At 54.7% G+C, this 23,756-nt stretch carries 26 protein-coding genes, 1 tRNA gene and 1 pseudogene; 16 read left to right on the top strand and 12 right to left on the bottom strand.

What is annotated here, in order from left to right:
* The first annotated feature begins 77 nt into the window (after positions 1-77).
* Positions 78-1,016, top strand: coding sequence for an AraC family transcriptional regulator (locus ACL2XF_RS17010; protein ID WP_413727214.1), 939 nt, complete (start codon positions 78-80; stop codon positions 1,014-1,016).
* Here the strand turns inward: ACL2XF_RS17010 and ACL2XF_RS17005 are convergent.
* Entirely contained in the window at positions 966-2,180 is a 1,215-nt protein-coding gene (locus ACL2XF_RS17005) for an MFS transporter (protein ID WP_413727213.1), read from the bottom strand. The two genes, ACL2XF_RS17010 and ACL2XF_RS17005, sit on opposite strands and share 51 nt — an antisense overlap.
* Before the next feature lie 201 nt (positions 2,181-2,381).
* Entirely contained in the window at positions 2,382-3,284 is a 903-nt protein-coding gene (locus ACL2XF_RS17000; protein ID WP_410012198.1) for an AraC family transcriptional regulator N-terminal domain-containing protein, read from the bottom strand.
* Positions 3,285-3,419: 135 nt separating this feature from the next.
* Here ACL2XF_RS17000 and ACL2XF_RS16995 point away from each other — a divergent pair, with 135 nt between their 5' ends.
* The 3 genes from ACL2XF_RS16995 to ACL2XF_RS16985 are packed head-to-tail and all read left to right on the top strand — an operon-like array spanning position 3,420 to position 4,956.
* The gene (locus ACL2XF_RS16995; protein ID WP_413727212.1) at positions 3,420-3,554 is read left to right on the top strand and encodes an SDR family NAD(P)-dependent oxidoreductase; all 135 of its coding nucleotides are present in this window, start codon (positions 3,420-3,422) and stop codon (positions 3,552-3,554) included.
* Positions 3,555-3,571: 17 nt separating this feature from the next.
* Positions 3,572-3,976, top strand: a complete 405-nt coding sequence (locus ACL2XF_RS16990) for a VOC family protein (RefSeq protein ID WP_410012196.1) — start codon at positions 3,572-3,574, stop codon at positions 3,974-3,976.
* Positions 3,973-4,956, top strand: a complete 984-nt coding sequence (locus ACL2XF_RS16985; RefSeq protein WP_413727211.1) for a saccharopine dehydrogenase family protein — start codon at positions 3,973-3,975, stop codon at positions 4,954-4,956. The genes ACL2XF_RS16990 and ACL2XF_RS16985 overlap by 4 nt, the downstream gene beginning before the upstream one ends.
* A gap of 246 nt (positions 4,957-5,202) precedes the next feature.
* Here the strand turns inward: ACL2XF_RS16985 and ACL2XF_RS16980 are convergent, their stop codons facing one another.
* From ACL2XF_RS16980 to ACL2XF_RS16965, 4 genes are all read right to left on the bottom strand, one after another.
* Complete coding sequence (locus ACL2XF_RS16980; protein ID WP_413727210.1) at positions 5,203-5,922, bottom strand: SDR family oxidoreductase; 720 nt, start codon at positions 5,920-5,922, stop codon at positions 5,203-5,205.
* Between the two features lie 46 nt (positions 5,923-5,968).
* Entirely contained in the window at positions 5,969-6,640 is a 672-nt protein-coding gene (locus tag ACL2XF_RS16975) for a peroxiredoxin-like family protein (RefSeq protein WP_413727209.1), read from the bottom strand.
* A gap of 97 nt (positions 6,641-6,737) precedes the next feature.
* Entirely contained in the window at positions 6,738-7,508 is a 771-nt protein-coding gene (locus tag ACL2XF_RS16970; protein ID WP_413727208.1) for an enoyl-CoA hydratase/isomerase family protein, read from the bottom strand.
* Positions 7,509-7,533: 25 nt separating this feature from the next.
* Positions 7,534-8,172: a glutathione S-transferase family protein gene (locus ACL2XF_RS16965; RefSeq protein WP_413727207.1), complete on the bottom strand. Its 639-nt coding sequence runs from the start codon at positions 8,170-8,172 to the stop codon at positions 7,534-7,536.
* A 69-nt stretch (positions 8,173-8,241) separates the two neighbouring features.
* On the opposite strand from ACL2XF_RS16965, the gene ACL2XF_RS16960 reads away from it, so the two are divergent.
* From ACL2XF_RS16960 to ACL2XF_RS16940, 5 genes are all read left to right on the top strand, one after another.
* Complete coding sequence (locus tag ACL2XF_RS16960; RefSeq protein WP_413727206.1) at positions 8,242-9,159, top strand: LysR substrate-binding domain-containing protein; 918 nt, start codon at positions 8,242-8,244, stop codon at positions 9,157-9,159.
* Positions 9,160-9,290: 131 nt separating this feature from the next.
* Entirely contained in the window at positions 9,291-9,629 is a 339-nt protein-coding gene (locus tag ACL2XF_RS16955) for a metalloregulator ArsR/SmtB family transcription factor (protein WP_410012189.1), read from the top strand.
* Complete coding sequence (locus ACL2XF_RS16950; protein ID WP_410012188.1) at positions 9,619-10,047, top strand: YeeE/YedE family protein; 429 nt, start codon at positions 9,619-9,621, stop codon at positions 10,045-10,047. The genes ACL2XF_RS16955 and ACL2XF_RS16950 overlap by 11 nt, the downstream gene beginning before the upstream one ends.
* A 22-nt stretch (positions 10,048-10,069) precedes the next feature.
* Entirely contained in the window at positions 10,070-10,495 is a 426-nt protein-coding gene (locus ACL2XF_RS16945) for a DUF6691 family protein (RefSeq protein ID WP_410012187.1), read from the top strand.
* Between the two features lie 65 nt (positions 10,496-10,560).
* On the top strand, positions 10,561-11,166 hold the full coding sequence (locus ACL2XF_RS16940; protein WP_413727205.1) for a class I SAM-dependent DNA methyltransferase: 606 nt from the start codon (positions 10,561-10,563) through the stop codon (positions 11,164-11,166).
* 160 nt (positions 11,167-11,326) lie between these two features.
* On the opposite strand, the gene ACL2XF_RS16935 is transcribed toward ACL2XF_RS16940, so the two are convergent.
* Positions 11,327-11,998 carry a glutathione S-transferase family protein gene (locus ACL2XF_RS16935; RefSeq protein ID WP_413727204.1) on the bottom strand — a complete coding sequence of 224 codons (672 nt, stop codon included), beginning with the start codon at positions 11,996-11,998 and terminating at the stop codon, positions 11,327-11,329.
* 361 nt (positions 11,999-12,359) lie between these two features.
* Between ACL2XF_RS16935 and ACL2XF_RS16930 the strand changes: the two genes are divergently transcribed.
* Positions 12,360-13,274 carry a LysR substrate-binding domain-containing protein gene (locus tag ACL2XF_RS16930; protein WP_413727203.1) on the top strand — a complete coding sequence of 305 codons (915 nt, stop codon included), beginning with the start codon at positions 12,360-12,362 and terminating at the stop codon, positions 13,272-13,274.
* A gap of 408 nt (positions 13,275-13,682) precedes the next feature.
* On the opposite strand, the gene ACL2XF_RS16925 is transcribed toward ACL2XF_RS16930, so the two are convergent.
* Positions 13,683-13,862: a hypothetical protein gene (locus ACL2XF_RS16925; RefSeq protein WP_413723550.1), complete on the bottom strand. Its 180-nt coding sequence runs from the start codon at positions 13,860-13,862 to the stop codon at positions 13,683-13,685.
* On the opposite strand from ACL2XF_RS16925, the pseudogene ACL2XF_RS16920 reads away from it, so the two are divergent.
* The 3 genes and pseudogenes from ACL2XF_RS16920 to ACL2XF_RS16910 form a co-directional block, all read left to right on the top strand.
* Positions 13,830-14,388: pseudogene (locus tag ACL2XF_RS16920) on the top strand (IS66 family transposase); the annotation flags it as partial. The gene ACL2XF_RS16925 and the pseudogene ACL2XF_RS16920 overlap by 33 nt on opposite strands.
* Before the next feature lie 315 nt (positions 14,389-14,703).
* Entirely contained in the window at positions 14,704-16,401 is a 1,698-nt protein-coding gene (locus ACL2XF_RS16915) for an Hsp70 family protein (RefSeq protein ID WP_413722066.1), read from the top strand.
* Entirely contained in the window at positions 16,401-17,747 is a 1,347-nt protein-coding gene (locus tag ACL2XF_RS16910) for a hypothetical protein (RefSeq protein ID WP_413727202.1), read from the top strand. Before ACL2XF_RS16915 ends, ACL2XF_RS16910 begins: the two co-directional genes overlap by 1 nt.
* A 676-nt stretch (positions 17,748-18,423) precedes the next feature.
* Here ACL2XF_RS16910 and ACL2XF_RS16905 read toward each other — a convergent pair.
* Positions 18,424-19,137, bottom strand: a complete 714-nt coding sequence (locus ACL2XF_RS16905; RefSeq protein WP_413722068.1) for an SDR family NAD(P)-dependent oxidoreductase — start codon at positions 19,135-19,137, stop codon at positions 18,424-18,426.
* A gap of 589 nt (positions 19,138-19,726) precedes the next feature.
* On the bottom strand, positions 19,727-20,602 hold the full coding sequence (locus ACL2XF_RS16900; protein WP_413727201.1) for a LysR family transcriptional regulator: 876 nt from the start codon (positions 20,600-20,602) through the stop codon (positions 19,727-19,729).
* A 162-nt stretch (positions 20,603-20,764) separates the two neighbouring features.
* On the opposite strand from ACL2XF_RS16900, the gene ACL2XF_RS16895 reads away from it, so the two are divergent.
* From ACL2XF_RS16895 to ACL2XF_RS16885, 3 genes are all read left to right on the top strand, one after another.
* The gene (locus ACL2XF_RS16895) at positions 20,765-21,346 is read left to right on the top strand and encodes an isochorismatase family protein (RefSeq protein WP_413727200.1); all 582 of its coding nucleotides are present in this window, start codon (positions 20,765-20,767) and stop codon (positions 21,344-21,346) included.
* A 92-nt stretch (positions 21,347-21,438) separates the two neighbouring features.
* Positions 21,439-22,191: a pirin family protein gene (locus ACL2XF_RS16890; RefSeq protein WP_413722071.1), complete on the top strand. Its 753-nt coding sequence runs from the start codon at positions 21,439-21,441 to the stop codon at positions 22,189-22,191.
* Between the two features lie 518 nt (positions 22,192-22,709).
* Positions 22,710-22,877: a hypothetical protein gene (locus tag ACL2XF_RS16885; RefSeq protein ID WP_413727199.1), complete on the top strand. Its 168-nt coding sequence runs from the start codon at positions 22,710-22,712 to the stop codon at positions 22,875-22,877.
* A gap of 82 nt (positions 22,878-22,959) precedes the next feature.
* Here the strand turns inward: ACL2XF_RS16885 and ACL2XF_RS16880 are convergent.
* A tRNA-Phe gene (locus tag ACL2XF_RS16880) sits at positions 22,960-23,035 on the bottom strand.
* 107 nt (positions 23,036-23,142) lie between these two features.
* The gene (dicD, locus tag ACL2XF_RS16875; protein WP_413727198.1) at positions 23,143-23,718 is read right to left on the bottom strand and encodes a division control transcriptional repressor DicD; all 576 of its coding nucleotides are present in this window, start codon (positions 23,716-23,718) and stop codon (positions 23,143-23,145) included.
* Positions 23,719-23,756: the final 38 nt, after the last annotated feature.

Below are 23,756 nucleotides of genomic sequence, written 5' to 3'. Positions count from 1 at the left end.
GCGATGTCCCGATAATAGACGCTGGGGATCGTACTCGCTACAATCAAAAGTCCATATTTCATTTGCAGGAGTCCGATATGATCGATCCGCTCGCCGAGGTCGTGACCTTGCTGCAGCCGGGCGCCGGGTTCGCGAAGGTGGTCGTCGGCGCCGGGCCCTGGGCCATCAGTCGTACGGCCGCCGGCGAGCCGTTCTATTGCGTGATCCTTGAGGGCGCGTGCCGCCTCGCGGTGGACGGGCATGCGCCGATCGCGCTGCAATCGGGCGACTTCGCCCTCATCCCCTCGGCCTACGGCGTGGCGATGTCCAGCGCCGTGCCGCCACCGGCCGGCACCGAGACGCTGCCCGTCGAGCTGGGCGCGGGCCGGTTCAGGATTGGCCGCGAGGAAGGCCCGGCCGACCTGCGCATGCTGGCGGGCCATTGCAGCTTTGGCTCGCCGGACGCGGCCTTGCTGGTTTCGCTGCTGCCGCAGCTGATGCACGTGCGCGGCGAGCCGCGGTTGGCCACCCTCGTGCAACTCGTGAGCGAGGAAACGCGCGAGCAGCGCCCGGCGCGCGAGGTGGTGCTGGCGCGCCTGATCGAGGTGCTGCTTATTGAAGCGCTGCGATCGACCGCGGGCACGGCGGCGTCTCCCGGCCTGGTGCATGGCCTGACCGACTGCCGCCTCGCGGTCTCGATCCGGGCGATGCATGAGCGCCCGACATATCCCTGGACGGTGGCGGAGCTGGCGAAGGCGGCGGCGCTTTCGCGCTCGGCGTTTTTTGAGCGGTTCAGCCGCGCCGTGGGCGTGACGCCGATGGAATATCTGCTTAACTGGCGCATGGCGATCGCCAAGGATCTGTTGCGCCGTGAGCAGGGCAGCATTGCCCAGATTGCGGAGCGCGTCGGCTACAGCTCCGCAAGTACTTTCAGCGTGGCGTTCACGCGCCACGTCGGGATGGCGCCGACACGCTATGCGCGGCTGTCATCCGCAGGGGAAGGTCAGCCTGGCATGCGTGGCGGAGGCGGCACGTAGCGTGCCCAGGCCGGACAGCACGACGACCACCATAACCAGCCCCGCGGCAACGGCCACGCTGAATCCTGCCCGCGCGCCATAGGCGTCGATGATCTGGCCGGCCAGCGTGCCGCCGAGCGCGACGCCGACGCTGATGCCCGTCGTCATCCAGGTCAGGCCTTCGGTGAGCCTGGACGGCGGCAAAATGATGGTGCCGAGATTCAGGACGATGACCATCGTCGGCGCGAAGGACATGCCCGCCACAAAGATCATTGCCATCATGATATAGACATCCGGGGAAAGAATGGGCAATACGGCCGTGAGCGCCGTCGCCAGTATTCCAATAAGGAATTGCCTGTCAATCGCTATGGCAGTCCTTAACGCGCCGAACGCCAGGCCGGCGGTCATCGAACCGAATGCGTAGGCCGCGAGGATGAAACTGGCGGCCGTCGGCCAGCCTTGCGCGTTGGCGAAGGCAACGACGGCCACATCGATGGAGCCGCCAATCACGCCCATCGCCAGCAGCGCCAGCACGATGATACGCAGGCCGGGGAAGCGCAGTGTCGAGATCCCGCTCTTGCCGTCGCTCTTCGTCGCCTTCGGCTCCGTGCGCCGCTGCAAAAGAAAGGCCGTCATGCCCACCGCCAGCAGCAAGACGGCGGCAAGAGGTCCGGCTTCGGCGAAAAGGCCGGTGCTCAGGCCGATGGCCAACGGCGGGCCGACAATATAGGCCAGTTCCGTTAGCACCGAATCAAGGGAAAAGGCGGTGTGTAATTGCGGTTTGCCGCGAAACAGCCCCGTCCAGCGCGCCCTTATCATGGCGGGCATGTTCGGCATCGTACCGGCCAGTGCGGCAAGGATAAACAGCAGCGGAGCGGGCGCCGCCATATGGGCGGCAATCATCAGCGCCAGCAGCATAGTGATACTGAAGGCGGTAACAATGGGCAGTACCCGGCTTTGGCCGTGTTGATCAATGCGTTTCGATACCTGGGGGCCGATAAGCGCGTTCGCCAGCGTAAAGGTGGCCGCCACCGAGCCGGCCAGCCAGTAAAGCCCCCGCTGCTGCACCAACATCGTAATGATACCGATGCCTACCATCGCCTGCGGCAGGCGGACAATGGAACCCGCGACGGCCAAGCCCACGACGCCGGGGGTGGCCAAAATGTCGCGATAGTGATTTGCCATGATTTCTCCAAAACGTCATCCAGCGCCGATTAGAATCCCGTAGTGCCGTTGAAAATGCAAGCTGGCGAATCAGGCCCTGCCTGATTCGCCGTTGCCGGGGTCACTTTCATAGAAGGGCTGGCTATTGATGGTTTTTATTTGCCGAGGGCATTGTTGCTCTTTTGCCGCTATCCGGGGCCTATTGCAGAATGTCTGTTTTCCCTAATGGTTCTCGCGCACATGGATAACCTTGCGCAACTGGGCCACATCCTTCAGGGGCGGCAGGCCGAAGATGCGGGCGTAATCCCTGTTGAACTGGGGAACGCTTTTGTAGCCCACTTCCTGCGCAACAAAGGTGACGCTCTGTTGCCTGCCTAATAACATCGTCCTGGCATGAAGCAGCCGCACGCGCTTTTGATACTGTAACGGACTCATGGCCGTGACGGCTTTAAAATGGCGATGAAAAGCCGAGACGCTCATCGCCTCCCGCTCGGCTAATGACGCAACGATAAACTCTTCGGCGAAATTATGCCTTAACCAGCGGATGGCATTGCCGATACGGGCCAGCATGGTGCCCGGCGAGGCGATGTCCCTCAGCATCCAGCCATGCGGTCCCTTAAGCACATGGTAAAGAATTTCCCGTTCATAGCCCGGGGCCAGCGCGGCAATGTCGTCAGGGGTGGTCATCAGGCGCAGCATTCTGACCCAGGCATCAAGAAGTTCCGCCGTCACGGAGGCGACGGAAAAACCGCCTTCCGGCCTGTTTTTCAGGGCCGAGGGCGGTAAATCATCCAGCAAGGCGGCGACACGCTGCGGTTCTATGGTCAGGCTCACGGCCAGATAGGGCTCCCCCGTCGCGGACGGATGAACCGCGCCCACCGCGGGTAAATCAACCGACATCACAAAATACGAGGCCGGGTCATAGTTAAAGACCCGTTCTCCCACCGTCATCGTTTTGCTTCCCCTGAGGATCAGGTTGACCATGGGCTCATATACCGCGGCAAGCGCCGCTGGCGGAACATTCCCCTGCACCATCGCCACGCGTGGAATGCCGGTTTCCGTGCGCCAGTGACTGGCATGTGCGGCCAGGCCGCACAGCTCGTCAAGCTGGGATTGCAACGCCATGTCCCACATCCTCGGCATCTGTGTTTAAAAAGAGCATAAAGCAGAAACAGGTAAGAATCGAGCAGGAACACGGAAGCGCTTGTGCCGTCCTTCCTTTACTCTCACGTCATGGCTGGCAAAGAGAGAGAAAACATCATGAAAGTTATTCTTATAACGGGCGGAAGCGGCGGTATCGGCGCCAGTACGGCAATCCAGTGCGCGGCGCGCGGCATGGGTGTGATACTCACCTGCCATCATCATGCCGACGCCGCCGGCTGCCACCCTATTTAATGGTTTGAGGAGATTTCATGCTCGATCATATCTTTTTATCGGTGAGCGACCTCGATCGTTCGGTGGCGTTTTACACCGCGGCATTGGCGCCGCTCGGCATTAGGACGCGAGTGGACTATGACGGCCGCGACGGACCGCCGGGGCATCCCGATCTCAAGGGTTTTGGCGCGAACGGGCGTATTTTTTTCTGGCTGCGCGCGGGGACCGCCGCCGGCGGTAGCACGCATGTCGGTTTCGTCGCCGAGAGTGAAGCCATGGTTGACGAGGCCTATGCTACGGCAATGCGCGCGGGAGCCGCCGACAACGGCGCGCCGGGCGCGCGCCTTTATTATGATCCCCGCTATTATGCCGCCGGTGTTATCGATCCCGACGGCTATACCCTGGAATTCGTCTACAAAAGTTGGCAGCACAACCCATCATGAAAACATTACTTATATACGGCGCCACCGGTTATACCGGGCGCATGATTGCCGAACAGGCAAAAGCAGCCGGTCTTGACGTTGTCATTGCCGGCAGAAATAAAGAAAAACTGGCTGAGTTGGCTCAGATATTAAACGTCGGCGCCGCCGCCTTTGCGTTACAACACGGCGAGGCCCTCTCCCGCAGCCTGGACGGCATAAGCGTGGTGCTGAACTGTGCCGGGCCCTTTGCCAGCACGGCGGAACCATTGATGAGGGCCTGTATACAACGCGGAATCCATTACCTGGACATCACCGCTGAAATCAATGTCTACCGGCTGGCGGAGTCACTGCATGACCTGGCTGCCGGGACCGGGAGCATGCTGATGCCCGGCGTGGGCTGGGATGTGGTGCCGACCGACTGTCTCGCGGCGACGCTTGCGGTAAAGGTCCGCGAACCGGTACGGCTGAGAATCGCGCTTCAGGTGGCGGGCGCCATGTCGCGCGGATCGGCGGTGAGCGCCGGGGAAATTATCAGCGCTGGCCTGCTGGCCAGGGTTAACGGGTCGCTGATGACCAAAACACAGGCGGAAACCGACTTTTTCGATTTTGGCGCGGGGAAAGTAGCATGCATGCCGTTTTCTTTCGGCGATCTTGTCACTGCCTGGCATTCAACCGGCATCCCCAACATTGAAATGTATGTCCACGTTAGCGGCGACGCCTTTCCTTCAGGGGATTTAACCCTCCTGCCCGATGGCCCCTCGCCGCAAGAGCGCGCAGCCAATCCCGCCCGCGCGGCGGTGGAAATCACGGGCGCCGGCGGCGATAGCCATTATGCCGTCATCGAGACGGTCAATGGCTATTCCTATACGCCGCTCGCTGCCGTCGAAGCCGCGAAACGGGTACTTACCGGCGCCGGCCAACCCGGATTTCAGACGCCGGCGAAAATCTTCGGTGCCGATTTTGCGCTCAGTATTCCGGGAACGCGTATTTTCACCCTCTGACCTTTGAAATCCGGTCCCTGGCGCACCGTTACGAAAACCCCTCCCGAATTAAGTTTAGCGCTGAAGGGGGCCTGTTTTTTCAGCGTGCCGCGAACGCGTAACCGCCTTCTATTTGTAATGAATTCGTCGCTGACAGGCAGATACGCGGCAGTACGGACCATCGCCCGTCGTGATAGCCAACATTTCGTCGGCAAGACAACGCTTTGGTTCCCCGTACCGCGGGTTTTACTGCGGCTGCCTTTTCCCTCAGAACGCGGATTTTCCCGTGGAAGCGCCGCCATCCACGTGCAGCGTTTGTCCGGTAATGAATCCGGCATCTTCCGACAACAGGAAGGCAATCGCGGCGGCGATTTCATCAGGCTTGCCGAAGCGGCCCATGGGAACCGCGGCAAGGTAACGGCGCTCGCCGTCGCTGCCGGGGGCATTGCCGGCGCGAAACAGCGCGGTTTCCGTCGGACCCGGCGCCACGGCATTCACGGTGATGCCGGTTGTGGCCGTTTCCAGTGCCCAGGTGCGCGTGAAGCTCACCAATGCCGCTTTTGCCGCGGCATAGGCAGTGCGTTCGACGGCGCCAAGGACGGTCAGGCTGGAAATGTTCACGACACGTCCCCAGCGGCGCGCCTTCATGCCCGCAAGCGCCGCTTGCGTGGCAATAATGGCCGGATAAAGGTTGACCCGCATCACCTCGGCAAGCTGTTCCAGCGTCACCTCGTCCAGGGGCTGCGGTCTGACCAATCCGACATTATTCACCACGCCGTCAATCTGGAATCGATCGGCAAGGCGGGCAAATTCCGTCCTCGCCGTTTCAGCCTTGCTGAGGTCCATGGCAACGAAGTGGCCGGGGAAACCTTCCGCCGGGGCGGTGCGGGCTACCCCTATCACCTGGTGGCCGTCCCTGGCCAGCCGTGCCGAGAGCGCCAGCCCAATACCTTTGCTGGCGCCGGTAATAAGAAATGTGCGTGACATCGTTTTTCTCCTGCCCCGCCTGGCGCGGGGGTGGTTTTGTTGGTGATCAGGCGCGGCCGTTTGCGCGGCGTATGGCGGGCAGCAGATCTCGCGGTTCGGGACGGCGGGTATAATCCGGATTGACCTCGGCATAGACGATAGTGCCGTCCGGCGCCACCACATAGCGTGCCGGCATGGGCAGGGTCCAGCCGGGATCGTCATTGAAGGCGGGCAGATCGTTTTTCAGCTTTTTGTACAGATCAATCAGATAACCGGGTAAAGCAAAGCGCAGGCCGAATGCCGCGGCTACGCTATTTTCACCATCGGACAGGATTGGAAATGCCAGTTTATTCTGGCGGACGGATTTGCGGCTGTTGGCCCGGGTTTGCGGGGAGATGGCCACCAGGCTGGCGCCCGCCGCGTAAAAATCGTCCAGCACGGCCTGCAATGCCTGTAATTCCATATTGCAGTAGGGGCACCAGACGCCGCGGTAAAAAGTGATGGCCAACGGCCCTTTTTTGAGCAGCTCAACGGAGGATATCCGGTTGCCGTCGGCATCGTCCAGGGTGAAGGCCGGCGCTTTATCGCCGGCCTGCAACGCCCGTTGCGCGGCGCCGGAAGCAATAAGCTCCGCGGTGGCGCGGTGCATGACGGCAATGTCGGTTGGCGGCATATTGTACGGCGGTTTTCCCGCCTCGAAATCAGCTTTGAACGCATCGAGTTTCATTTGCAGCGACATATTTTTTCCTTTTTGCATAAAAGTGATTATGCGGACCGCCTGGGGCCGTCCGCCGACGGCATGACCAGAACCGAAATCATCGCTATAAATAGCGGGGTCAGTTTTGCCGAGCCATGGCGAGCGCGACGTCCGCTGCGCTGATGCCTTCCAGCGCCAGGCCATACCCGGCCCCGTCATCGACAATGCGGCGCAGTTTTTGCGTTAGGGCGATGCGCGTATAGCGCCCGGTGAGCGGGGGCAGGGCGGCGAGCGATTCGGCTATCTCATGGGCACGGGCCAGCAGGTCGCCCGACGGCACCACTTCATTTACCACGCCCCAGTCCTTGGCGGTCTTGGCGTCCAGTTCCTGCCGGGTGAGCAGGAAATAGCGGGCGCGTATGCTGCCGATAACTTCCGGCCAGAGCAGATTGACGCCGTCCCCGGGCACGATGCCGAAGTCGAAATGGGGTTTGTCCTGGAATACCGTGGCGGGAGTGGCCAAGACAATATCCGCCAGCAGGACATATTCGGAATGCAGACGAACCGGGCCGTTAAGCGCCGCAATCATCGGTACCTCGATATCCAGAATATTCATCAGCACTTTTTTGCCTTCGCGGAATATTTTGTCGTAGCCGCGGGGTGTGAAAAAATCAAAGCCTTCGGCGCTGATGGTTGCCATAAACGCGTCGCCGGCGCCGGTAAGGATCACCACGCGGTTGTCCGGATCCGCGCCGATGTCATGAAAAAGATCGACAAATTGTTCATGGGTATGGCCGTTGAACTGCAGCGTATCGCCATCGGTATGCAGGGTCACTACCAGTACGCCGCTGGCGGAGCGTGTCAAACGGGCGTTGGGAAATGAATGGCGATAGTCTTCAAAATGCAACATGGTTTATTACTCCGGTAATGAGAAATCAGGCCTGAGGGACCAGCGCGTTGAGACTTGTAATGGCGCGGCGGACCGCCGGACGCTGGCTCATCTGGTCGTACCAGCGTGCGATATTGGGATAGCCATCCAGGGTGACGCCGGCGAATTCGCGCCGCCAGAACCAGCCGAAATGGGCAATGTCGGCGATGCTGTAGATGTCGCCCGCCACGAACCGGCGTTCATGCAACACCCTATCCATCAGGCCGGTAACCCGTTCGGCCTCGGTACTGAAGCGCAGCTCCGCCAGGGGTTGCGGCTCGCTTGCCAGGCGTTTGAAAAATCCCGCCTGGCCGAAGCTTGGGCTCAGCGCCGAGGCATGAAAGAACAGCTGCTCGAAGACCCTTGCGCGTTCGGCGCCGCCGTTCGGCAAGAGCCGGCCGTGCTTTTCAGCCAGATAAACCAGAATGGCCGAGGACTCGGTCAGCACCAGCGGTTCATTCCCTTCGGCGGCGGCTTCCACCAGTACCGGCACCTTACCGTTGGGGTTCAGTGCGAGGAACGTATCGCTCTTTTGGTCACCCTGTTTCACGTTGATGGGGCGCAGCTGATAGTCCTGAGCCAGTTCCTCCAGCATGATGACGGCCTTGACGCTGTTAGGCGTGGCGAAGGCGTAAAGGTGGTACATGGCAACTCTCCGTACGTTGTGGGCTAGCGTGTGGACAGAGTATCTGCTATTACTACGCAGGAATGGCAGATGGCACGAAGCGATAACGCTCATTCCCAGGGGGAATATATGGATCGGCTGCAGGCGATGATCGTATTTATTCGAGTGGTGGATGCCGGCTCTTTTTCCGGCGCGGCGAGAATATTAAATATCGGCCAGCCGGCGGTTTCGAAAACCATTGCGCAACTGGAGGCGCGGCTGCAGGTGCGTTTACTGCTGCGTTCAACCCACGGCCTGACGCCCACCGAGGCGGGATTACGCTATTACGAACATGCGCGCGTCGTTATTGAGGGGGCGGATGAAGCCGATATCGCTGCCAAGGGGGCCGCGGCGGGTCTGACTGGCAATTTACGGATTTCCGCCGCGCCGACGTTCGCCCGCCTGCATGTGATTCCCCATTTGCCGCAATTTATGGCGCAACATCCCGCCCTGAGCGTGGATCTCATTCTGGATGACCGGCCCATTGACCTGCTTGCCGAAGGTATCGACATCTCCCTGCGCATGGGCCGGCTTGCGGATTCGAACGCCGTGGCGCGCAGGCTGGCCACCTCCCGTCGTTCGGTGCTTGCCACGCCGGAATATCTTGCCCGGTTCGGGGAGCCGGAAAAGCCCGCCGATCTGGCGGAGCATGAGGCGATTGGTTTTAGCCAGACAAGCGATGTCTGGCGTTTTACCCGCGGCGGCAGCGACATTTCCGTCGCTATGCGGGGACGGGTGCGCCTCAGCGCCGCCGAAGGCATCCGCGCCGCCGTGCTTGCGCATATGGGGCTCACCATCGCCTCCGACTGGATGTTTGCCCGGGAATTGGCCAACGGCGGCGTCCGTCGGTTGCTGGAGGCATGGTCGCTGCCGGATATTGATGTGTGGGCGGTATTTCCCACAGGGCGGATGACCAGTGCGAAAGCCAGACAGTTTGCGCTTTTCGTGGAAGAGGTGTTAAGGCGATAACAGCCGGGACACAGCAAGGCGGCTGTCGCCGGAAGATCATCATGGGCTGGCTATTTCATCTCGATATACAATATAATATTATATTAATTTATAAATTGTTAACAACTATACCTTAAGGCGTCCGACAGCAGATGAACCACCGGAGCGAGCGGGAAAGGATGCGGTTAGCCGCCGCCAGAACCCTTGGCGTATTAAAATCACTGGCGAACGAAGATCGTCTGCTGCTGTTATGCCACCTCAGTCAGCATGAGTCTTCGGTCGGCGAGCTGGCAAGCGCGCTGGGGATAGTTCAGCCGACGTTATCCCAGCAACTGGGCGTCCTGCGCAGAAAAAAAATGGTTGCCACGCGCCGTGAAGGAAAACAGATTTTTTATCGGATAGGCGACCCGGACATCGTGGTATTACTCAAGACATTATATCAGCTTTACTGCCCGGGACCGGCAGAGGAGGGCGTGGGCAATGATCATTGATATGCAGCACTTCACCCCCGGGCAAAGTTTTGCCGGGGGCCTGCTGATCGGTGGGGCGGCGTGGGTTTTGATCCTGTTTTGCGGCCGTATCGCCGGAATAAGCGGCATCCTGGGCGGCTTATTATCGCTGAAAACCGCCGATCGCGCATGGCGGCTGGCCTTTCTGCTCGGCATGGTCGCATCCCCGCTGGTGTATAAACAATTTTCCCCACTGCCTGAAAGTACCGTCGACGCGTCCTGGCCTCTGCTGATCATTGCGGGACTGCTGGTCGGTATCGGTACCCGCTACGGGTCAGGTTGTACCAGTGGTCACGGGGTCTGCGGCCTCTCACGGTTATCGCCGCGATCGCTGGCGGCCACCGTTACGTTTATGTGTGTTGCTGCGGTGACCGTTTGGCTGAGAGGGTATTTACGGTGATTGCACCCATCCGGAGACGGCAATGAACGTGTTTTTCTCTTTGATCGCCGGGTTATTATTCGGCGTCGGGCTTCTCGTCAGCGGTATGGCGGATCCAGGCAAGGTCATTGGCTTCCTTGATATCACCCGGGTATGGGATCCGTCTTTGGCGTTTGTGATGGGGGGAGCCATCAGCGTCGGTTTTTTGGCGTTCCGTTCCGTAAAAAAACGTTCGCGCCCGGTCTTTGCCGAGACACTGTCTCTCCCCGACAACCGCCGGATTGATAAGCCGCTGATTGGCGGCGCGGCTTTATTTGGCATCGGCTGGGGCCTGGCGGGTATTTGTCCCGGACCGGCCTTGGTCTTACTGGGCACAGGATCACTCAAGGGGGCCATCTTTGCGGCGGCGATGATCGCCGGCATGGCTCTCTTCGCGCAACGGGAAAACCGCGGTTTAAAGCGCGTTTGAGCACTCCAGGACGTCTGGAAGCATTGCCTGAGCGGAATTGTAAAAATGAAAACAGCGGGGGGGTTGTGGACAAACACGCGGCAAAAAATATTCTTTCCCTCTACCAGCGCCATGCTGATGCCTTTGCCCGCCAGCGCTCGCGCACGCTCGTTGAAAAAAGCTGGCTGGATAAGTTCATCACCGCGATCGGCGGGGAGGGGCACATTCTCGATATCGGTTGCGGTAATGGTCAGCCCATTGCCGGGTATTTTATTCAACTGGGTTTTCAGCTCACCGGTATTGATGGCGCTACCGCGATGCTGGATCGCGCCCGCGCGCGTTTTCCCGCGCAGCGCTGGCTGGCGCTGGATATGCGCAAGCTGGCGCTCGGCGAAACCTTTGCTGACCTGATTGCGTGGGACAGTTTTTTCCATCTCACCCAGCGGGACCAACAAAAGATGTTCCCGATCTTTGCGCGGCACAGCCACCCGGGCAGCGCGCTGATGTTTACCAGCGGCCCAGGGAAGGGGATCGCAATGGGACAATTTGAGGGCGAGCCGCTGTTCCATGCGAGCCTGGCGCCGGAAGAATACCGCGCGCTACTGGATGCGCATGGCTACGATGTCATCGACATGGTGCCGGAAGATCCCCACTGTTCGGGGCATACGGTCTGGCTGGCGGCAAGACGATAAGGCGAAAGAGGTCAAACCCAGCCGGATAAAGATGATGAATACAGTCCATGGACTGTGGTCGCGAAGCGTCGCCGTGGATTGTTCTTGTTCCGGCCCGCGCCACAACGTCCAAGTCCGCACCCTCTCCATACGCGTGCTGGCCGTACGGAAAGCCGTGAATTTATAGCGTCACGCCGACGCTCGCCAGGAAGCCATCCATACGGTCATCAATCTCAGCCTTCGTCTCCGCCCACGCTGGGAACGACTGAAGAAGATTATCGTGCCAAGCGATGAGGTTCGGATATTCCTTGAACGGAAACTTTGCCCGATCGACTTGGGAGAAGGGCGCCGCAATATCGATATCAGCCAAGGTCAACGCTTGGCCAACCATGAACTTACGGCCTGCAAGATGCTGGTCGAGTACCTTCGCCGCGGCGCGGATCTTACCCTCGGCGAACGTAATAAGGGATTCGTCCTTCGGTAAGCCCATGACCGTTTTCCCGACCCGCTCATCGAAGAGGGTGGTGGTGAAGGTGCGCCACTGCTCACCCGACCAGAACATCCACTGAAGGACCTGAAAGCGCTCCTCATGCGTGGTTCCGGCCAGCGGCGAATCCACCTTGCCGGCCAGATACAGATTGATCGCTGAAGACTCCCAGAGAATGGTGTCTCCTTCTTCCAGAACCGGTGTCAAACCGTGGGGATTGAGGCGCGATTTGAACTCGGCGGTCTGGCTCTCGCCTTTGAACAGATCAACGTTAACGCGTTCGAGTTCAATGCCCATGATCTTCGCAGCCGTGTTCACGCGACGCAAGCTGCCCGAGCCTGCATCACCGTAGATCTTGATTGCCATAATTCTTCCTTTCAATTCTTTTCAATTCTGGACCCTGAGCGGGTGGACGAATGCAGATTCTCATATTCTTCTTGAGAATGAAATTGACGCTAAATGAATACCATCTATTCTTATTTGGAATTATTCGCTGTAGGGTGTTCACAGCGGGCCGTGGCCTAGTCGGCAAGCGCCATCGACATAAAGCGATTCTTTCGGCGATATTCATCGACGATCATGTGTTGATGGTGATGGGAGGGTTTGCGTCGGGAGTCAGAATTCCGCGGGCGGCCATAAAGATCTGCGTTTGCCTGCAGAGCTACGTCGTATAAACAATAAGGTAAGATCGGAACGGTAATGTCTTCTATTCTTCTGGGGAATGAAAATGGTGGATAAGTTGGACACGATGCGGATGTTCGTACGTGTCGTCGAAAGCGGAAGCTTTTCACAGGCAGCGCGGGACCTCAACGTCAGCCAGCCGACCGTCAGCAAACAGCTCGCAGCGCTTGAAGCGCGGCTCGGGACACAACTTATCGCGAGAAATTCCCGTGCCCTTGCCGTGACGCCCGCAGGACAGGACTATTACGAGGCCACCGTCCGCATCCTTCAGGATCTCGACGTTGTCGAAGAGAGAATCCTTGAAGGGCAGTCGGCCCCTTCAGGGCTGGTTCGCGTGACCCTCGCGCCAGCCTTCGGGAGGATGTTCGTTATTCCCCGGCTATTGGATTTCAGGAGTCGTTTTCCCGACGTCGCGATCGAGATGGAAGTTTCCGGGCGGCACGTTGACCTCATCGAGGAGGGAATAGACGTCGCGATCCGTATCGGTCGGCTTTCGGATTCAGCACTCGTCGCCCGGCGCATCGGCGACATGCGGATGATAACCCTGGCCTCCGCCAGCTATCTAGCCCAACACGGTACGCCGCAAACGTTAGACGAACTGCGTAACCACCAGCGTATCGGCTATGTCTACCAGGGCGATATTATTGGCTGGGGTTTCCACGTAGACGGCCGGCAGGTCACGGTCGACGGTGGGGGAGCGTTTCGCACCAATGACGCCGAGCATGTCCGCGGCGCGGTTCTCGCGGGCCTCGGCATCGCCCATCACGCGAGTTGGTTGTTTACGGATGTGCTGGCCTCCGGCGAGGTCGTACGAATTCTGGACCGGCATGCGCCGGCGCCCTTTCCGATCAACGCCGTTACCGCCGCCGGACGGCGCATGCCCTCCCGGGTGCGGCAATTTATCGATTTCCTCGCTGCGATTTGCGCCGCGGAGCCGGAATTAAGGGTCGGCGAGGGCTAAAGCGCCAGGGAGCGGAATGCTCCGGGTCGGCCTCGCTTGATCGTGGGCACAGCTTATGACAGACGGACACGCAGGGTATCTAACGGCTTCGGTTAAAAACAGACGGCGCTGGGCGTACGCTGATATGACTTTCCGTGTCAAACCAAAATCGCTGGTGTGGCCGTTTTTTTTCATAGGCTAAATTTCCTGAGGGCGACGTAGCAGTAAATCCGACGGTGGATCACGCTGATATTCGCGGGTTGGATACCGCATTACAGAGGTCCGTCATTTGAGCCTGCCACTTTCTTACGACGCGAATTAGCGTTGCCCTGTCGCCGCGAAGCGTAGCCGTGGGTTGCTGTTGTACCGGGCTACGCCGCCTTCAGGAAACGCTCTTCGATCATGCCGGTTCTCTCGTTTCTTGTTCTCTTATGCCATCAGTGTGTTATGTGGCTCCAGCGATAGCGACATCGCCAGACGGCCAATATCCCAGATAAAGCCGGCCAGCTCCCGGGCGACGGCCGCAATGGCAAGATTTGCATTCTTCCCTTTTGCAAAGAGCCTGCGGTATCTCCGGCACGTAAGGAGCGTAAAATCCATGATATTCATGTGCGCCATCCGTCGCCGGCCACTACCGAGGCCCTGAGCCGGATCGGTGAGCTGTACGCAATCGAAGCCGACATCCGGGGGCGTCCGGCCGAAGAACGAAGGCGGGCGAGCGAAACGCGCTCCCGGCCGATACTCATCGGTCTGGAGCGCTGGACTCGGGTAAAGCTCACTACACTGTCGCGTCAGGCCGATACGGCCAAGGCGTTCAACTATCTGATGAATCACTGGCCGGCACTGTATTACTACGCCGGTATCACTACGCCGGTGATGGCTGGGCGGAGATCGACAATAATATCGCTGAAAACGCGCTGCGGGGGTGAGCCTGTGCCGAAAAAATTATCTGTTCTTCGGCTCTGATAGTGGCGGCGAACGTGCGGCGCTGATGTATACGCTAATCGGCAGTTGCAAATTAAACGGCGTGGAGCCGGAAGCGTATCTGCGCCATATACTGGCGACTACCGCGGATCATCCCATCAATAAGATCACAGAACTCCTGCCGTGGAACCTCAGTATCCCTGCTGAATAAGCATCAATATGGCCCTGAATTGACGCTTACTGTGATAGTAAAATACAGGAAATTATTAATTAATCGAAAGTAAAAATTTAATTTGTACCTAGATTTTAAATATTCTGCTTAAATGCGATTACACAACCTTTTTGATTAGTTGGATAATGAATATATAGCTCGTTTTATAACAATCAAATATAATCATTTAATAATTGTATTTAATGATTATGCTTTGCTCTCGATAAGGATAAATTTTTCACGACTTATTGTTTAATCTGCGCTTAATGCTTATTCTTGGCATGTTTTCTATAAAAGGAATTTCGGGAGCAAAGAATGACAGTAAGGGAAGTATTAGGGATTGATCTTGGTACGACGAACAGTGCAGCCAGCCTATGGCTGGATGGGCGTCCGGTTCTGGTTCCCAACAGGCACGGTCATTTACTGACGCCATCAGTTGTTGGCCTTGATGACCATGGCAATATTCTTATAGGGCAGAGTGCATATGCCAGATTAATCAGTCATCCCCATATGACTAAGGCGAGCTTCAAGCGCCATATGGGTTCATCCACCAAAATTCAAATAGGTCATTTAAGCTTTCGAGCGGAAGAAATCTCCGCACTTCTTTTACGTCAGTTGAAAGAGGATGTGGAAACCTGGAATAAAGGATCATTTACTGATGCGGTAATAACCGTTCCGGCCTATTTCAATGATGTGCAGCGCAGGGCGGTTAAAACCGCGGGTCAGCTTGCTGGACTCAATGTTGTGCGTTTGCTTAACGAACCGACCGCTGCATCTTTAGCTTTCGGTCTTCTCGAAAATCATGAACAGAAATACCTGACCTTCGATTTAGGTGGTGGCACATTTGACGTCTCCATTATCGATATGTTTGAAGGCGTAGTGGAAGTTCGTGCCAGTTGTGGTGATGTGATGCTCGGCGGTGATGATTTCAGTGAGGCAATTTGCCGATGGATGTTAGAGGTTCATCCCGACCTTGAGCAATACATCCCCCAGATACATCCAAGCCTTCTGGCACAGGCGGAGGCCATGAAACGGAGCATATCTCTCAATAGTAATGGTAAAGCAGAGTTGACATGGGGCGGAAAAGAGTGGCTTTGGTCTTTAGATGAACACCAGTTTGCACAATCCTGTCAACCTTTACTTGAGAGATTACAGCAACCTATTATGCAGGCGCTCCACGATGCGCGTTTTTCACTATCCGATCTCGATCATATTCTGCTGGTCGGAGGTGCTACCCGCATGCCGTTGATTCGCCAAACAGTGGCGCGATTATTTGGCCGATTCCCCCGATATGATCTCAACCCTGATGAAGCTGTTGCTCTCGGTGCCGGCGTGCAGGCTGGCATGATTATGGCTGACAGTGCGGTAGAAGAAATTATTCTCACTGATGTCATGCCTTTTACACTAGGCATAGAAATTGCCAAGCAACATTCTGGACAGCTGGAGGAAGGGTTTTTCCTGCCTTTAATTGAGCGCAACACGTTCCTACCGGTAAGCATCATGAAACGTGTTTGCACTGTATTTGACAATCAAAAGGTTGTGCTGGTCAAAATCTTTCAAGGTGAGGCGCGTCGGGTAAAGGACAATGTCTTCCTGGGTGAAATGTCGGTAGAGGTACCGCCGAAAAAGGCAGAGGAGGTTTCCCTAGACGTGCGTTTCACCTACACCGTTGATGGCCTATTAGAAATTCAATGTAGCCATGATGATGCAACTGTGCCGATATGTATGGTCATCGAAAAAGTTCCTGGGCAAATGAGTGAAAAACAAATCGCAGAAAGTTTGCAGAGGCTATCTAATCTGAAACAAAACCCCCGAGACAATCCTATCAACCGCGCTCTTCTTGACCGTGGAGCTCGGCTCTTCAATGTCCTGCTTGGTGATGAGCGGCAGTGGGCTGACACGGTTATCACTGCTTTCGAGCAGGCGTTAGACAGCCAGGACCCGCGCCAAATTGCCCTTACGCGACAGCGAGTAGAGGCAGCCCTCGATCGCCTTGACGATGGAACGTCATAATGGATATCTGGACGATTCTGAACATTGCGCCCACTGAAGATCTGGCGCTGATTCGGCGCACCTATGCACACCAATTAAAATTGCATCGGCCTGACCGTGATCCCAAAGGCTATCAGCAGTTACGCGAAGCCTTTGAGCAGGCAAAGACATTAGCGGCTCAGCCCAATTTATCATTGATACCTTTAGACATTTCAGAGAAAAAAATAAAGCAACCAATAGTGAATTCGGTTGAACTGGAGATTTGTGGCAGCAATTGCGCAGGGACACCGTGGCTGCATGTTCCGGTGTCTCCAATGCCTTATACATTAGACGATGTCGCTCAAGTAGCCAAAGACGTCGTGCATAATGAAATGGTGGGATTGCCGGCATTGGATCGTTTGTGGACGCAAATTACTCGAAATGGAAACCTGGAGCAGCAACAGCAATTTCACCAACATTTCGCCATGGCGCTGGCTAATCAGCCAGGGATAATTGAAGGAGATATCGAAACAGTTTCTAAGAGGCTAGGGTGGGGCTGGGAAAAAAATAACACCTACCCAATGTTGCAGCCATTCGTGGTACAGGCAATTGAAACACAAATGCGGCAGACTGAGCTGGCGAGGGTCTGGAAACGCATACAGGTGGACAGTGAATCGGCAAGTTGTAGTGTGCGTCTTGCTAATCAGTTATTACTGAGTGAACGCCAATCATTGCCATTCTGGACGAGGTTGACGCCAAATCTAGTCGCTGATATGCACAAGCAAGCCTCTTTTTTTAAATACAAATATCCTGAATTAGTTACAAGACTTAATCCCGTTATTTTTAATTTTGTGTTGCAACCTCGGTTAGCATTAAATTGGTCTGGCTTGTTCCTTTTTGCTTTCTGGGGGTCTCTTCTTTTATGCATATTACCACATGCGAAGTTAAGCAAGGGGTCGACTTTCCTGGTCGGCCTGGTGGTAGTCTATTATCTATACGGTTGCAATATTGCTCAGATATCTCTAATGCGGCGACCAAGATTGCTTAACGCATACTTGCTGATAGAGTACCTAGTTTCAGTAGTCGCTGCCTTAATATTTTTTGGTACGCTATTTTGGCTAGTAATAAAAATGACTACGCCTTTGGGACGGTCTGCACCTTATACTTCAATGATTGGATGTTTTTTTATTATAGTTTTCTTTAGATTATCCTGGCCCAGACATATGCCGGAAATTTGTCGTCCAGGGGGTTTACTAAACCAAGTTTTTTCAAGTCCATGGCGCCTCATTAAGTCGCTTAAATTCTCAATCAAAGGATGGGTGAGTGAATTTGTATTTTACATAATCTGCGCATGTGTAACTCACGAATTGCTTGAATTGTTACCTTAGATTTTGCGTAAAACGGGGGCAGTCCAGTCAGTCAGAGCCATGTGAGGGTCACCCCATTCATCACACTGAATGACCCGCAATTTGACCCCACATTTTCCAGATACCTAGGGATAAATCAAAACGTATCGGAAAGGGTTTCTACGCCAACCTATTGAATTGCAATACCATAGGGATTCATAAGAAAGCATAAAAAAGAATAAGTGGTGCCCGGACTCGGACAAAAACGCCGGGAGCGTTTTTGCACAGCGCGTCAGCGCTGGCCCGCAGGGCGAGCCTCATGGATGAGGCGAGTCATCGAACGTCGTTCGATGGAGAGTCCAGACGCCAGAAAGCAAAAAACCAGCTGCTAAGCTGGATTCGCTACATCATGGTGCCCGACTCGGGGTCATCCAGTTTTCTATTAAGTTGAATTCCTTAATAAATTTTATCCCTGCCAGTTGTCAAGATCCGCAGGTTGACCCGTATTTTTGCTTGTAGATCATGAGAGTGGGTCGGTAGTACGGAAATAAGTCCGGTTCGTTCCTTCGGTTCGATTCCCCCTCAATATATATAAATCGTAATGACATTGGCGTTACGGGTTCTGTATAATTAATATCCATCTGGCCAGCCATTGTGCTGTTTAACAAAGCAGATGGGGTTTAGGCTTAGTAAGCAATCAATGCCAGGCGAGCTACGCTTACCACGTCTCGCGCCACGGCCTGACTTCCGTCTCAAAACTCCAACCTTTCCTGGGCTGAGTCGTCATAAAGTAGGCGGCCTCAGCTACTGCTTGCGGAGCAACAAATTCATCTTCAGGTCTGTCAGGCATGCTTTCACGTGTCTTAGGTAGATCAACAATACCGTCAATCACCACAACTGAAACATGAATGCCTTCTGGCCATAACTTACGTGCCATGGATTCAGCCAGACTATGCTGTGCTGCTTTAGCTGGCGCAAATGCCGCTGTATTAGCGCCGCCACGGCGGGATGCCGTCGCGCCAATGAAAACAATATCGCCCTTTTGATTAGCCTTCATTAGAGGAATAATTTGCTGCGCGCACAGCAACGCTCCATAGGCATTGACTCGCCATGCCGATTCAAACTGTTCCGGCGTGATGGATTCAACGTCGGCAAAAACACCGGAACCGGCGTTGAAGATTAACACTTCCGCATGCCCCAGCTCTTTATGAATGGCGCTAAATGCCGTAACTACAGATGTCTGGTCTCCTACATCACATGCATAGGCTTTGGCATTACTGATCTTATTCGCCAGTTCCTGAGTTTTTTCGAGGCTACGCGCTAGCAGGGCAACACTATATCCAGCGTCTGAAAAACGTTTTGCCAGAGCCTGTCCATTCCCGGCTCCTGCTCCGGCAATCACTGCGACTGGGCGGGCGTTCTTATCACTCATGGTTATTGCTCCATTGATAGTTGGCTATGGCTTACCTTTAAAATGCTAGAACATATTTTTATTTTTAGACGTTCATATTACGGAATTGTGTTTTCCATTTATGGCATAATAAAACCATCACTATATAAGATAGTATCTGCTCCGCAGCATTCCTGAATTTATTAGCCCGCTATGAAGGAAATATTAAAAATGAATCATTTGGGTCATTCATGTCAGTTTTTTGTCTGAATAAATTTTTTCATCAGGATGAACATTAACACCATGATAGTAGAAGATGACGTTTTAGGGTTGATTGTTGTGGCTTTTATAACCGGTTTTGTTGTGAGCATTATTGGCCCCACAGTTTCTTATTTTAAACATGTGGGGGTAAGCGACTCTGGTTACGGCATGACTTATTGTGACTGCAGCCGTTCTGGTCGCTCTCTATCATCAGGAAATAGGACGGTTTTTCATTCCCTTAATTTTACTTGCCTTTATACTCATCTCAATTTTACGACCTATCTCAGTATCTGTTAAAAGTGACAGGTACTTTCTCTCATCTTAATTTTTGCCGGGCGGCGTAAGATTGCAGCCCTAAATCATCCACCTTTCATTTTAAATGTTCACGTAGGTACTCGATAAATACCTGAACTTTGGCAGGTAACAAACGTGTTTCCGTCAATGCATAGATTGTCACCGCTTCAGCTTCATAGGGCGCTAATATCCTTGTTAAATCATTACGTTTAACATCATCTGCAACGATGAGTTCTGGCAACACCGCTACCCCTATCCCCATCGTCGCCAGGCGGCGCATCATCCCGATGCTGTTCATCTGGAAACGCCCGGAAGTCCGAACACTCACCTTTTCCTCGCCATGATAGAGATGCCAGCTCGCGGTTTTTTCCGGGCGCATGACAAGGCATTCATGTTCAGACAGGGCTTGTGGTGTGTCAGGAGTGCCTTTTGCCGCAATATATTGTGGAGAAGCATAAACATATCGAGGTAATGCACCCAGTTTACGCGCTATTAGTCCTGAGTCGGGCAGCGCCCCCATCCGGATGGCGAGGTCGAAGGGTTCCGACACCAGATCGACATTTCGGGGAGTAAGGTCGAAATCAAAGCTGATGCCAGGATAACGCTCAGAGAACTGGCAGATGATCGGTGTCAGAACCACGATGGCAAAATCAGCCGGCAGTGAGATTCTTAGCAAACCTTCAGGATTGGCCAACATGGTACCCAGTTGTTCATGCGCAAGTCGGGCTTCATCCACAATACGTCGGCAGCGCTCATAATAAATCTGGCCCGCTTCAGTCAGTTCTATCTTGCGCGTTGTTCGATGTAACAACCGCAGGCCAATGGTCTTTTCCAGCTCCCCAATCTTGCGAGAAAGCGTAGAGTTTGGCATGCCTAACGACTCCGCCGCGCCGCGAAAGCTTTTAGCTTTAACGACTTCAACGAAGTAAGACATGTGATTCAGAAGCTCCATATGCATTGTTCCATCAGTGGAATGTTTAATTCTAATTTTAGCTATTTATTCCAAAAATTGGCAGCCTATAATTTAGTCATTCGCACCGAATTAACAAAATCCTTGCGATGTGCTAACAAATGCACCTGCATAAAAACATTATTAAACAATAGGATAATACTGATGAGCTTTGAAAGATTTACCGCTGACAATTCCGCCATGCTGTTGATTGATCATCAGGTTGGTACGATGGGCTGGGCAAAATCGATGCCTTTCGACGAACTTAAACGTAATGCTCTGATGCTGGCAAAATCGGCTGCCATTCTGGATATGCCCGTCGTGTTGACCTCGAGCATGGAAGAATATGCGCAGGGGCCATTGCTTGAAGAACTGGAAACAATTATTCCAAAAGAATTCAAGGCGCGCATCAAACGCATGGGCATCGTCAACGCTATGGATGATGAGAAATTTGCCGCGGCGGTTAAGGCGACGGGAAGAAAGAAATTGATCATTGCTGGCGTCACTAATGATGTCTGCACCGTGTACCCAGCCCTAACGCTCGCCGCACAGGGTTTTGACATCCAGGTTGTTGCAGATGCAGGCGCATCTCCAACCAAAATGGCGGATGACATCGCGCTGCGCCGTATGGATAAGAACGGCATTACGCTTACCACCACTAATCAGCTCATTGCTGAGCTGGCTGGTAGCTGGGCCACGCCTGAAGGTGAAAAACTGGTTCAGGTCCTCATGGAGTCATTCCAGTAAGTTTGGGCGTGGACAATAAATTCAACTATTGCGATAGCAATTTAGCCTCGTTAACCACTTCCTGGCTGGTCGCGCCGTAATAAGGAATCATAATGGGCAATATGCAAAAAATTTTTCGTAGTAATAAACACCGTCATGGTTCAGGTGGTTTTGGTATCGAAATCCTCTGGCCGGGTATGGTGCAGCAATCTGATGATAGTGGTATTGGCGCCATAGGTCGTATTGACCATGCGAATATAAAGCCGGGTACAGTTATCTCTATGCATCCACATAAAGACGATGAAATCCTGACTTATGTGCGTAAAGGGGAAATGCTGCATCTCGACACCGTGGGTAATGAAGAAAAGATCTCAAATTCGCGTCTGATGCTGATGAATGCGGGCCATACTTTTCAACACGAAGAGCGCATCTTGGGTCAGCATGGCGATTCTATGCAGTGCCTGCAAATTTTTGTGCGCCCTGCTCAGAGCAATCTAAGGCCTCAGGTCCAGTTCCATGATTTTGGCACGCCGTACAGTGAACATGCCTGGAGATTGATCGCTGGGCCAGAAAATGCGCCATTGATCTTCCGGTCCCAAACCTGGTTGCAGGATGCTCGCCTGAGCCAGAATGAAGAGCTATCTTTGCCGAACATTCCCGTCCTTGGCGTTACGAGAATACTTTATGTTTTCGAGGGGCGAGCAAAAATTGGCGATATTGAACTCGAGAGTGGTGAAAGCGTCATCATCAGCGACAATGGGGCACATACTATAAAAGTGGAACAAAATACCGATCTGGTTTTATTTACCACTGATCCAGCCGCAAGGGTTTTCCGTGAAGGTATGTTCAGCGGCAATATCAGGTAAAAACCATTGAATTTGGCGAAACAATATAAGCCTGCCAAAATTAATGGGGTTGGCTTTTTCTAGGTCAGGTCAAATAGCATTGCACTATTTTTTTGAGAGTAGATGATGACATGACTTGCGTTCTGTCTTTAACCATCGTGCCCAGTATTTTCTCTCTGTTTCGCTGCAAGCAAGTTTTGCCGGAGCGGCGGGCATTTCTCTGCTTAACCTTGTAAACCCGTATATCCGCCAGCTCAGGATGCAGTAACAACAGAGTCAATTTATCAGCCGCTCTGCCGAACCCAGTCTGGAGCGCTCTGCCTGACATCCGGACTTTATAACCTTAGGGAACGTTTCAATTTTCCAGCGATGCTGTACCTTTCCAGCTTTTCCGTGGCCTCAGCCAGACTTGTCATCGGCAGGTCCGTCGGTAACCCAGTATGGCCGGTAAGACCAACGCCGTTCAGTCCATCACCCCCTAGATGGACGATGCCCTCACATCTCATCGGCGGGCCAGTCTGACCGTGGATGACCGGCCCATGACCTCGCCTCGCTTTGAGCCCGATGCCCATCTGCTGTGCGGGTACGGCCAGGCGCTGGCGCGGTGGCTGGTGGAACGTAGATTATCGCCGGACTCGAACAAAAACGCCGGGAGCGTTTTTGCACAGCGCTTTAGCGCTGGCCCGCAGGGCGAGCCTCAGGGATGAGGCGAGTCATCGAACGCCGTTCGATGGAGAGTCCAGACGCCAGAAAGCAAAAAACCAGCTGCTAAGCTGGTTTAATCAAAAATGGTGCCCGGACTCGGAATCGAACCAAGGACACGGGGATTTTCAATCCCCTGCTCTACCGACTGAGCTATCCGGGCAACGCGCCGCATTAAACCGTATTGACTGCTGTTCGTCAATGGATTTATTGAGGATTTATGCGTAACCCCACTCAATCGCTGACTTTTCAGGCAAAAGAGCGCGCAATTCAGCTCAACGCGCCGTTTTTACGGCACAACGCCAGCCGCAGGATATCCTCCGCCAAACGGCGCGCCACGGCCACATCCTGGAGCTGATGCTTCACCAGCAGCTTGCTCAGGCAACCCTCCAGGATCAGTTCCATTTGCTGCGCCACCATGGTGGGATCATCGGTTTCCAACTGGTCGAGCAGTTCGCGGGTGTAGGCGTAGGACGCCTGTTTTTGCCGTTCGGCCAACTGATGGATCGGATGGTCGGCGGCCGGATAAAAACTACAGGCGGCAACAAACAGGCAGCCGGGGTAACGCTGCTGGCGCACCTGCTCGTCCAGTACCTTATAGCGCGCCAGCAGCTTTTGCTGCGGGTCAAGGGTCGCATCCAGCAGCAGCTGGCTGCGCCAGCCGTCCACCTGCTCGCCGTGATAGCGCAGGCAGTCCAGTAGCAGCGCCTCCCGGTCCGGCCAGTACTGCTCAAGCTCGGCTTGCGCAATCGCCAGGCCGTCGGCAAGCATCTCCAGTGAAACGAGGGTAAAACCTTTTTGTTCCAAAAGGTTCAACGCATAATCCAGTACCTGTTCGCGTTGCACGTATGCCTCCTAAAAGCTTGCGGTTGCCAGTCCCTAGT

The sequence above is a fragment of the Sodalis sp. RH19 genome (assembly GCF_047324215.1).
Taxonomy (GTDB): Bacteria; Pseudomonadota; Gammaproteobacteria; order Enterobacterales; family Enterobacteriaceae; genus Acerihabitans.
The sequence above is the reverse complement of the archived record's forward strand: the minus strand, read 5'-3'. Positions and strand labels throughout refer to the sequence as shown.

What these genes read in the sequence shown, in the direction of transcription:
- ACL2XF_RS17010 (WP_413727214.1), top strand. Translation starts at nt 78, where the DNA reads ATGATCGATCCGCTCGCCGAGGTCGTGACCTTGCTGCAGCCGGGCGCC.
- ACL2XF_RS17005 (WP_413727213.1), bottom strand. Translation starts at nt 2,180, where the DNA reads ATGGCAAATCACTATCGCGACATTTTGGCCACCCCCGGCGTCGTGGGC.
- ACL2XF_RS17000 (WP_410012198.1), bottom strand. Translation starts at nt 3,284, where the DNA reads ATGGCGTTGCAATCCCAGCTTGACGAGCTGTGCGGCCTGGCCGCACAT.
- ACL2XF_RS16995 (WP_413727212.1), top strand. Translation starts at nt 3,420, where the DNA reads ATGAAAGTTATTCTTATAACGGGCGGAAGCGGCGGTATCGGCGCCAGT.
- ACL2XF_RS16990 (WP_410012196.1), top strand. Translation starts at nt 3,572, where the DNA reads ATGCTCGATCATATCTTTTTATCGGTGAGCGACCTCGATCGTTCGGTG.
- ACL2XF_RS16985 (WP_413727211.1), top strand. Translation starts at nt 3,973, where the DNA reads ATGAAAACATTACTTATATACGGCGCCACCGGTTATACCGGGCGCATG.
- ACL2XF_RS16980 (WP_413727210.1), bottom strand. Translation starts at nt 5,922, where the DNA reads ATGTCACGCACATTTCTTATTACCGGCGCCAGCAAAGGTATTGGGCTG.
- ACL2XF_RS16975 (WP_413727209.1), bottom strand. Translation starts at nt 6,640, where the DNA reads ATGTCGCTGCAAATGAAACTCGATGCGTTCAAAGCTGATTTCGAGGCG.
- ACL2XF_RS16970 (WP_413727208.1), bottom strand. Translation starts at nt 7,508, where the DNA reads ATGTTGCATTTTGAAGACTATCGCCATTCATTTCCCAACGCCCGTTTG.
- ACL2XF_RS16965 (WP_413727207.1), bottom strand. Translation starts at nt 8,172, where the DNA reads ATGTACCACCTTTACGCCTTCGCCACGCCTAACAGCGTCAAGGCCGTC.
- ACL2XF_RS16960 (WP_413727206.1), top strand. Translation starts at nt 8,242, where the DNA reads ATGGCACGAAGCGATAACGCTCATTCCCAGGGGGAATATATGGATCGG.
- ACL2XF_RS16955 (WP_410012189.1), top strand. Translation starts at nt 9,291, where the DNA reads ATGAACCACCGGAGCGAGCGGGAAAGGATGCGGTTAGCCGCCGCCAGA.
- ACL2XF_RS16950 (WP_410012188.1), top strand. Translation starts at nt 9,619, where the DNA reads ATGATCATTGATATGCAGCACTTCACCCCCGGGCAAAGTTTTGCCGGG.
- ACL2XF_RS16945 (WP_410012187.1), top strand. Translation starts at nt 10,070, where the DNA reads ATGAACGTGTTTTTCTCTTTGATCGCCGGGTTATTATTCGGCGTCGGG.
- ACL2XF_RS16935 (WP_413727204.1), bottom strand. Translation starts at nt 11,998, where the DNA reads ATGGCAATCAAGATCTACGGTGATGCAGGCTCGGGCAGCTTGCGTCGC.
- ACL2XF_RS16930 (WP_413727203.1), top strand. Translation starts at nt 12,360, where the DNA reads ATGGTGGATAAGTTGGACACGATGCGGATGTTCGTACGTGTCGTCGAA.
- ACL2XF_RS16925 (WP_413723550.1), bottom strand. Translation starts at nt 13,862, where the DNA reads ATGAATATCATGGATTTTACGCTCCTTACGTGCCGGAGATACCGCAGG.
- ACL2XF_RS16915 (WP_413722066.1), top strand. Translation starts at nt 14,704, where the DNA reads ATGACAGTAAGGGAAGTATTAGGGATTGATCTTGGTACGACGAACAGT.
- ACL2XF_RS16910 (WP_413727202.1), top strand. Translation starts at nt 16,401, where the DNA reads ATGGATATCTGGACGATTCTGAACATTGCGCCCACTGAAGATCTGGCG.
- ACL2XF_RS16905 (WP_413722068.1), bottom strand. Translation starts at nt 19,137, where the DNA reads ATGAGTGATAAGAACGCCCGCCCAGTCGCAGTGATTGCCGGAGCAGGA.
- ACL2XF_RS16900 (WP_413727201.1), bottom strand. Translation starts at nt 20,602, where the DNA reads ATGGAGCTTCTGAATCACATGTCTTACTTCGTTGAAGTCGTTAAAGCT.
- ACL2XF_RS16895 (WP_413727200.1), top strand. Translation starts at nt 20,765, where the DNA reads ATGAGCTTTGAAAGATTTACCGCTGACAATTCCGCCATGCTGTTGATT.
- ACL2XF_RS16890 (WP_413722071.1), top strand. Translation starts at nt 21,439, where the DNA reads ATGGGCAATATGCAAAAAATTTTTCGTAGTAATAAACACCGTCATGGT.
- ACL2XF_RS16885 (WP_413727199.1), top strand. Translation starts at nt 22,710, where the DNA reads ATGACCTCGCCTCGCTTTGAGCCCGATGCCCATCTGCTGTGCGGGTAC.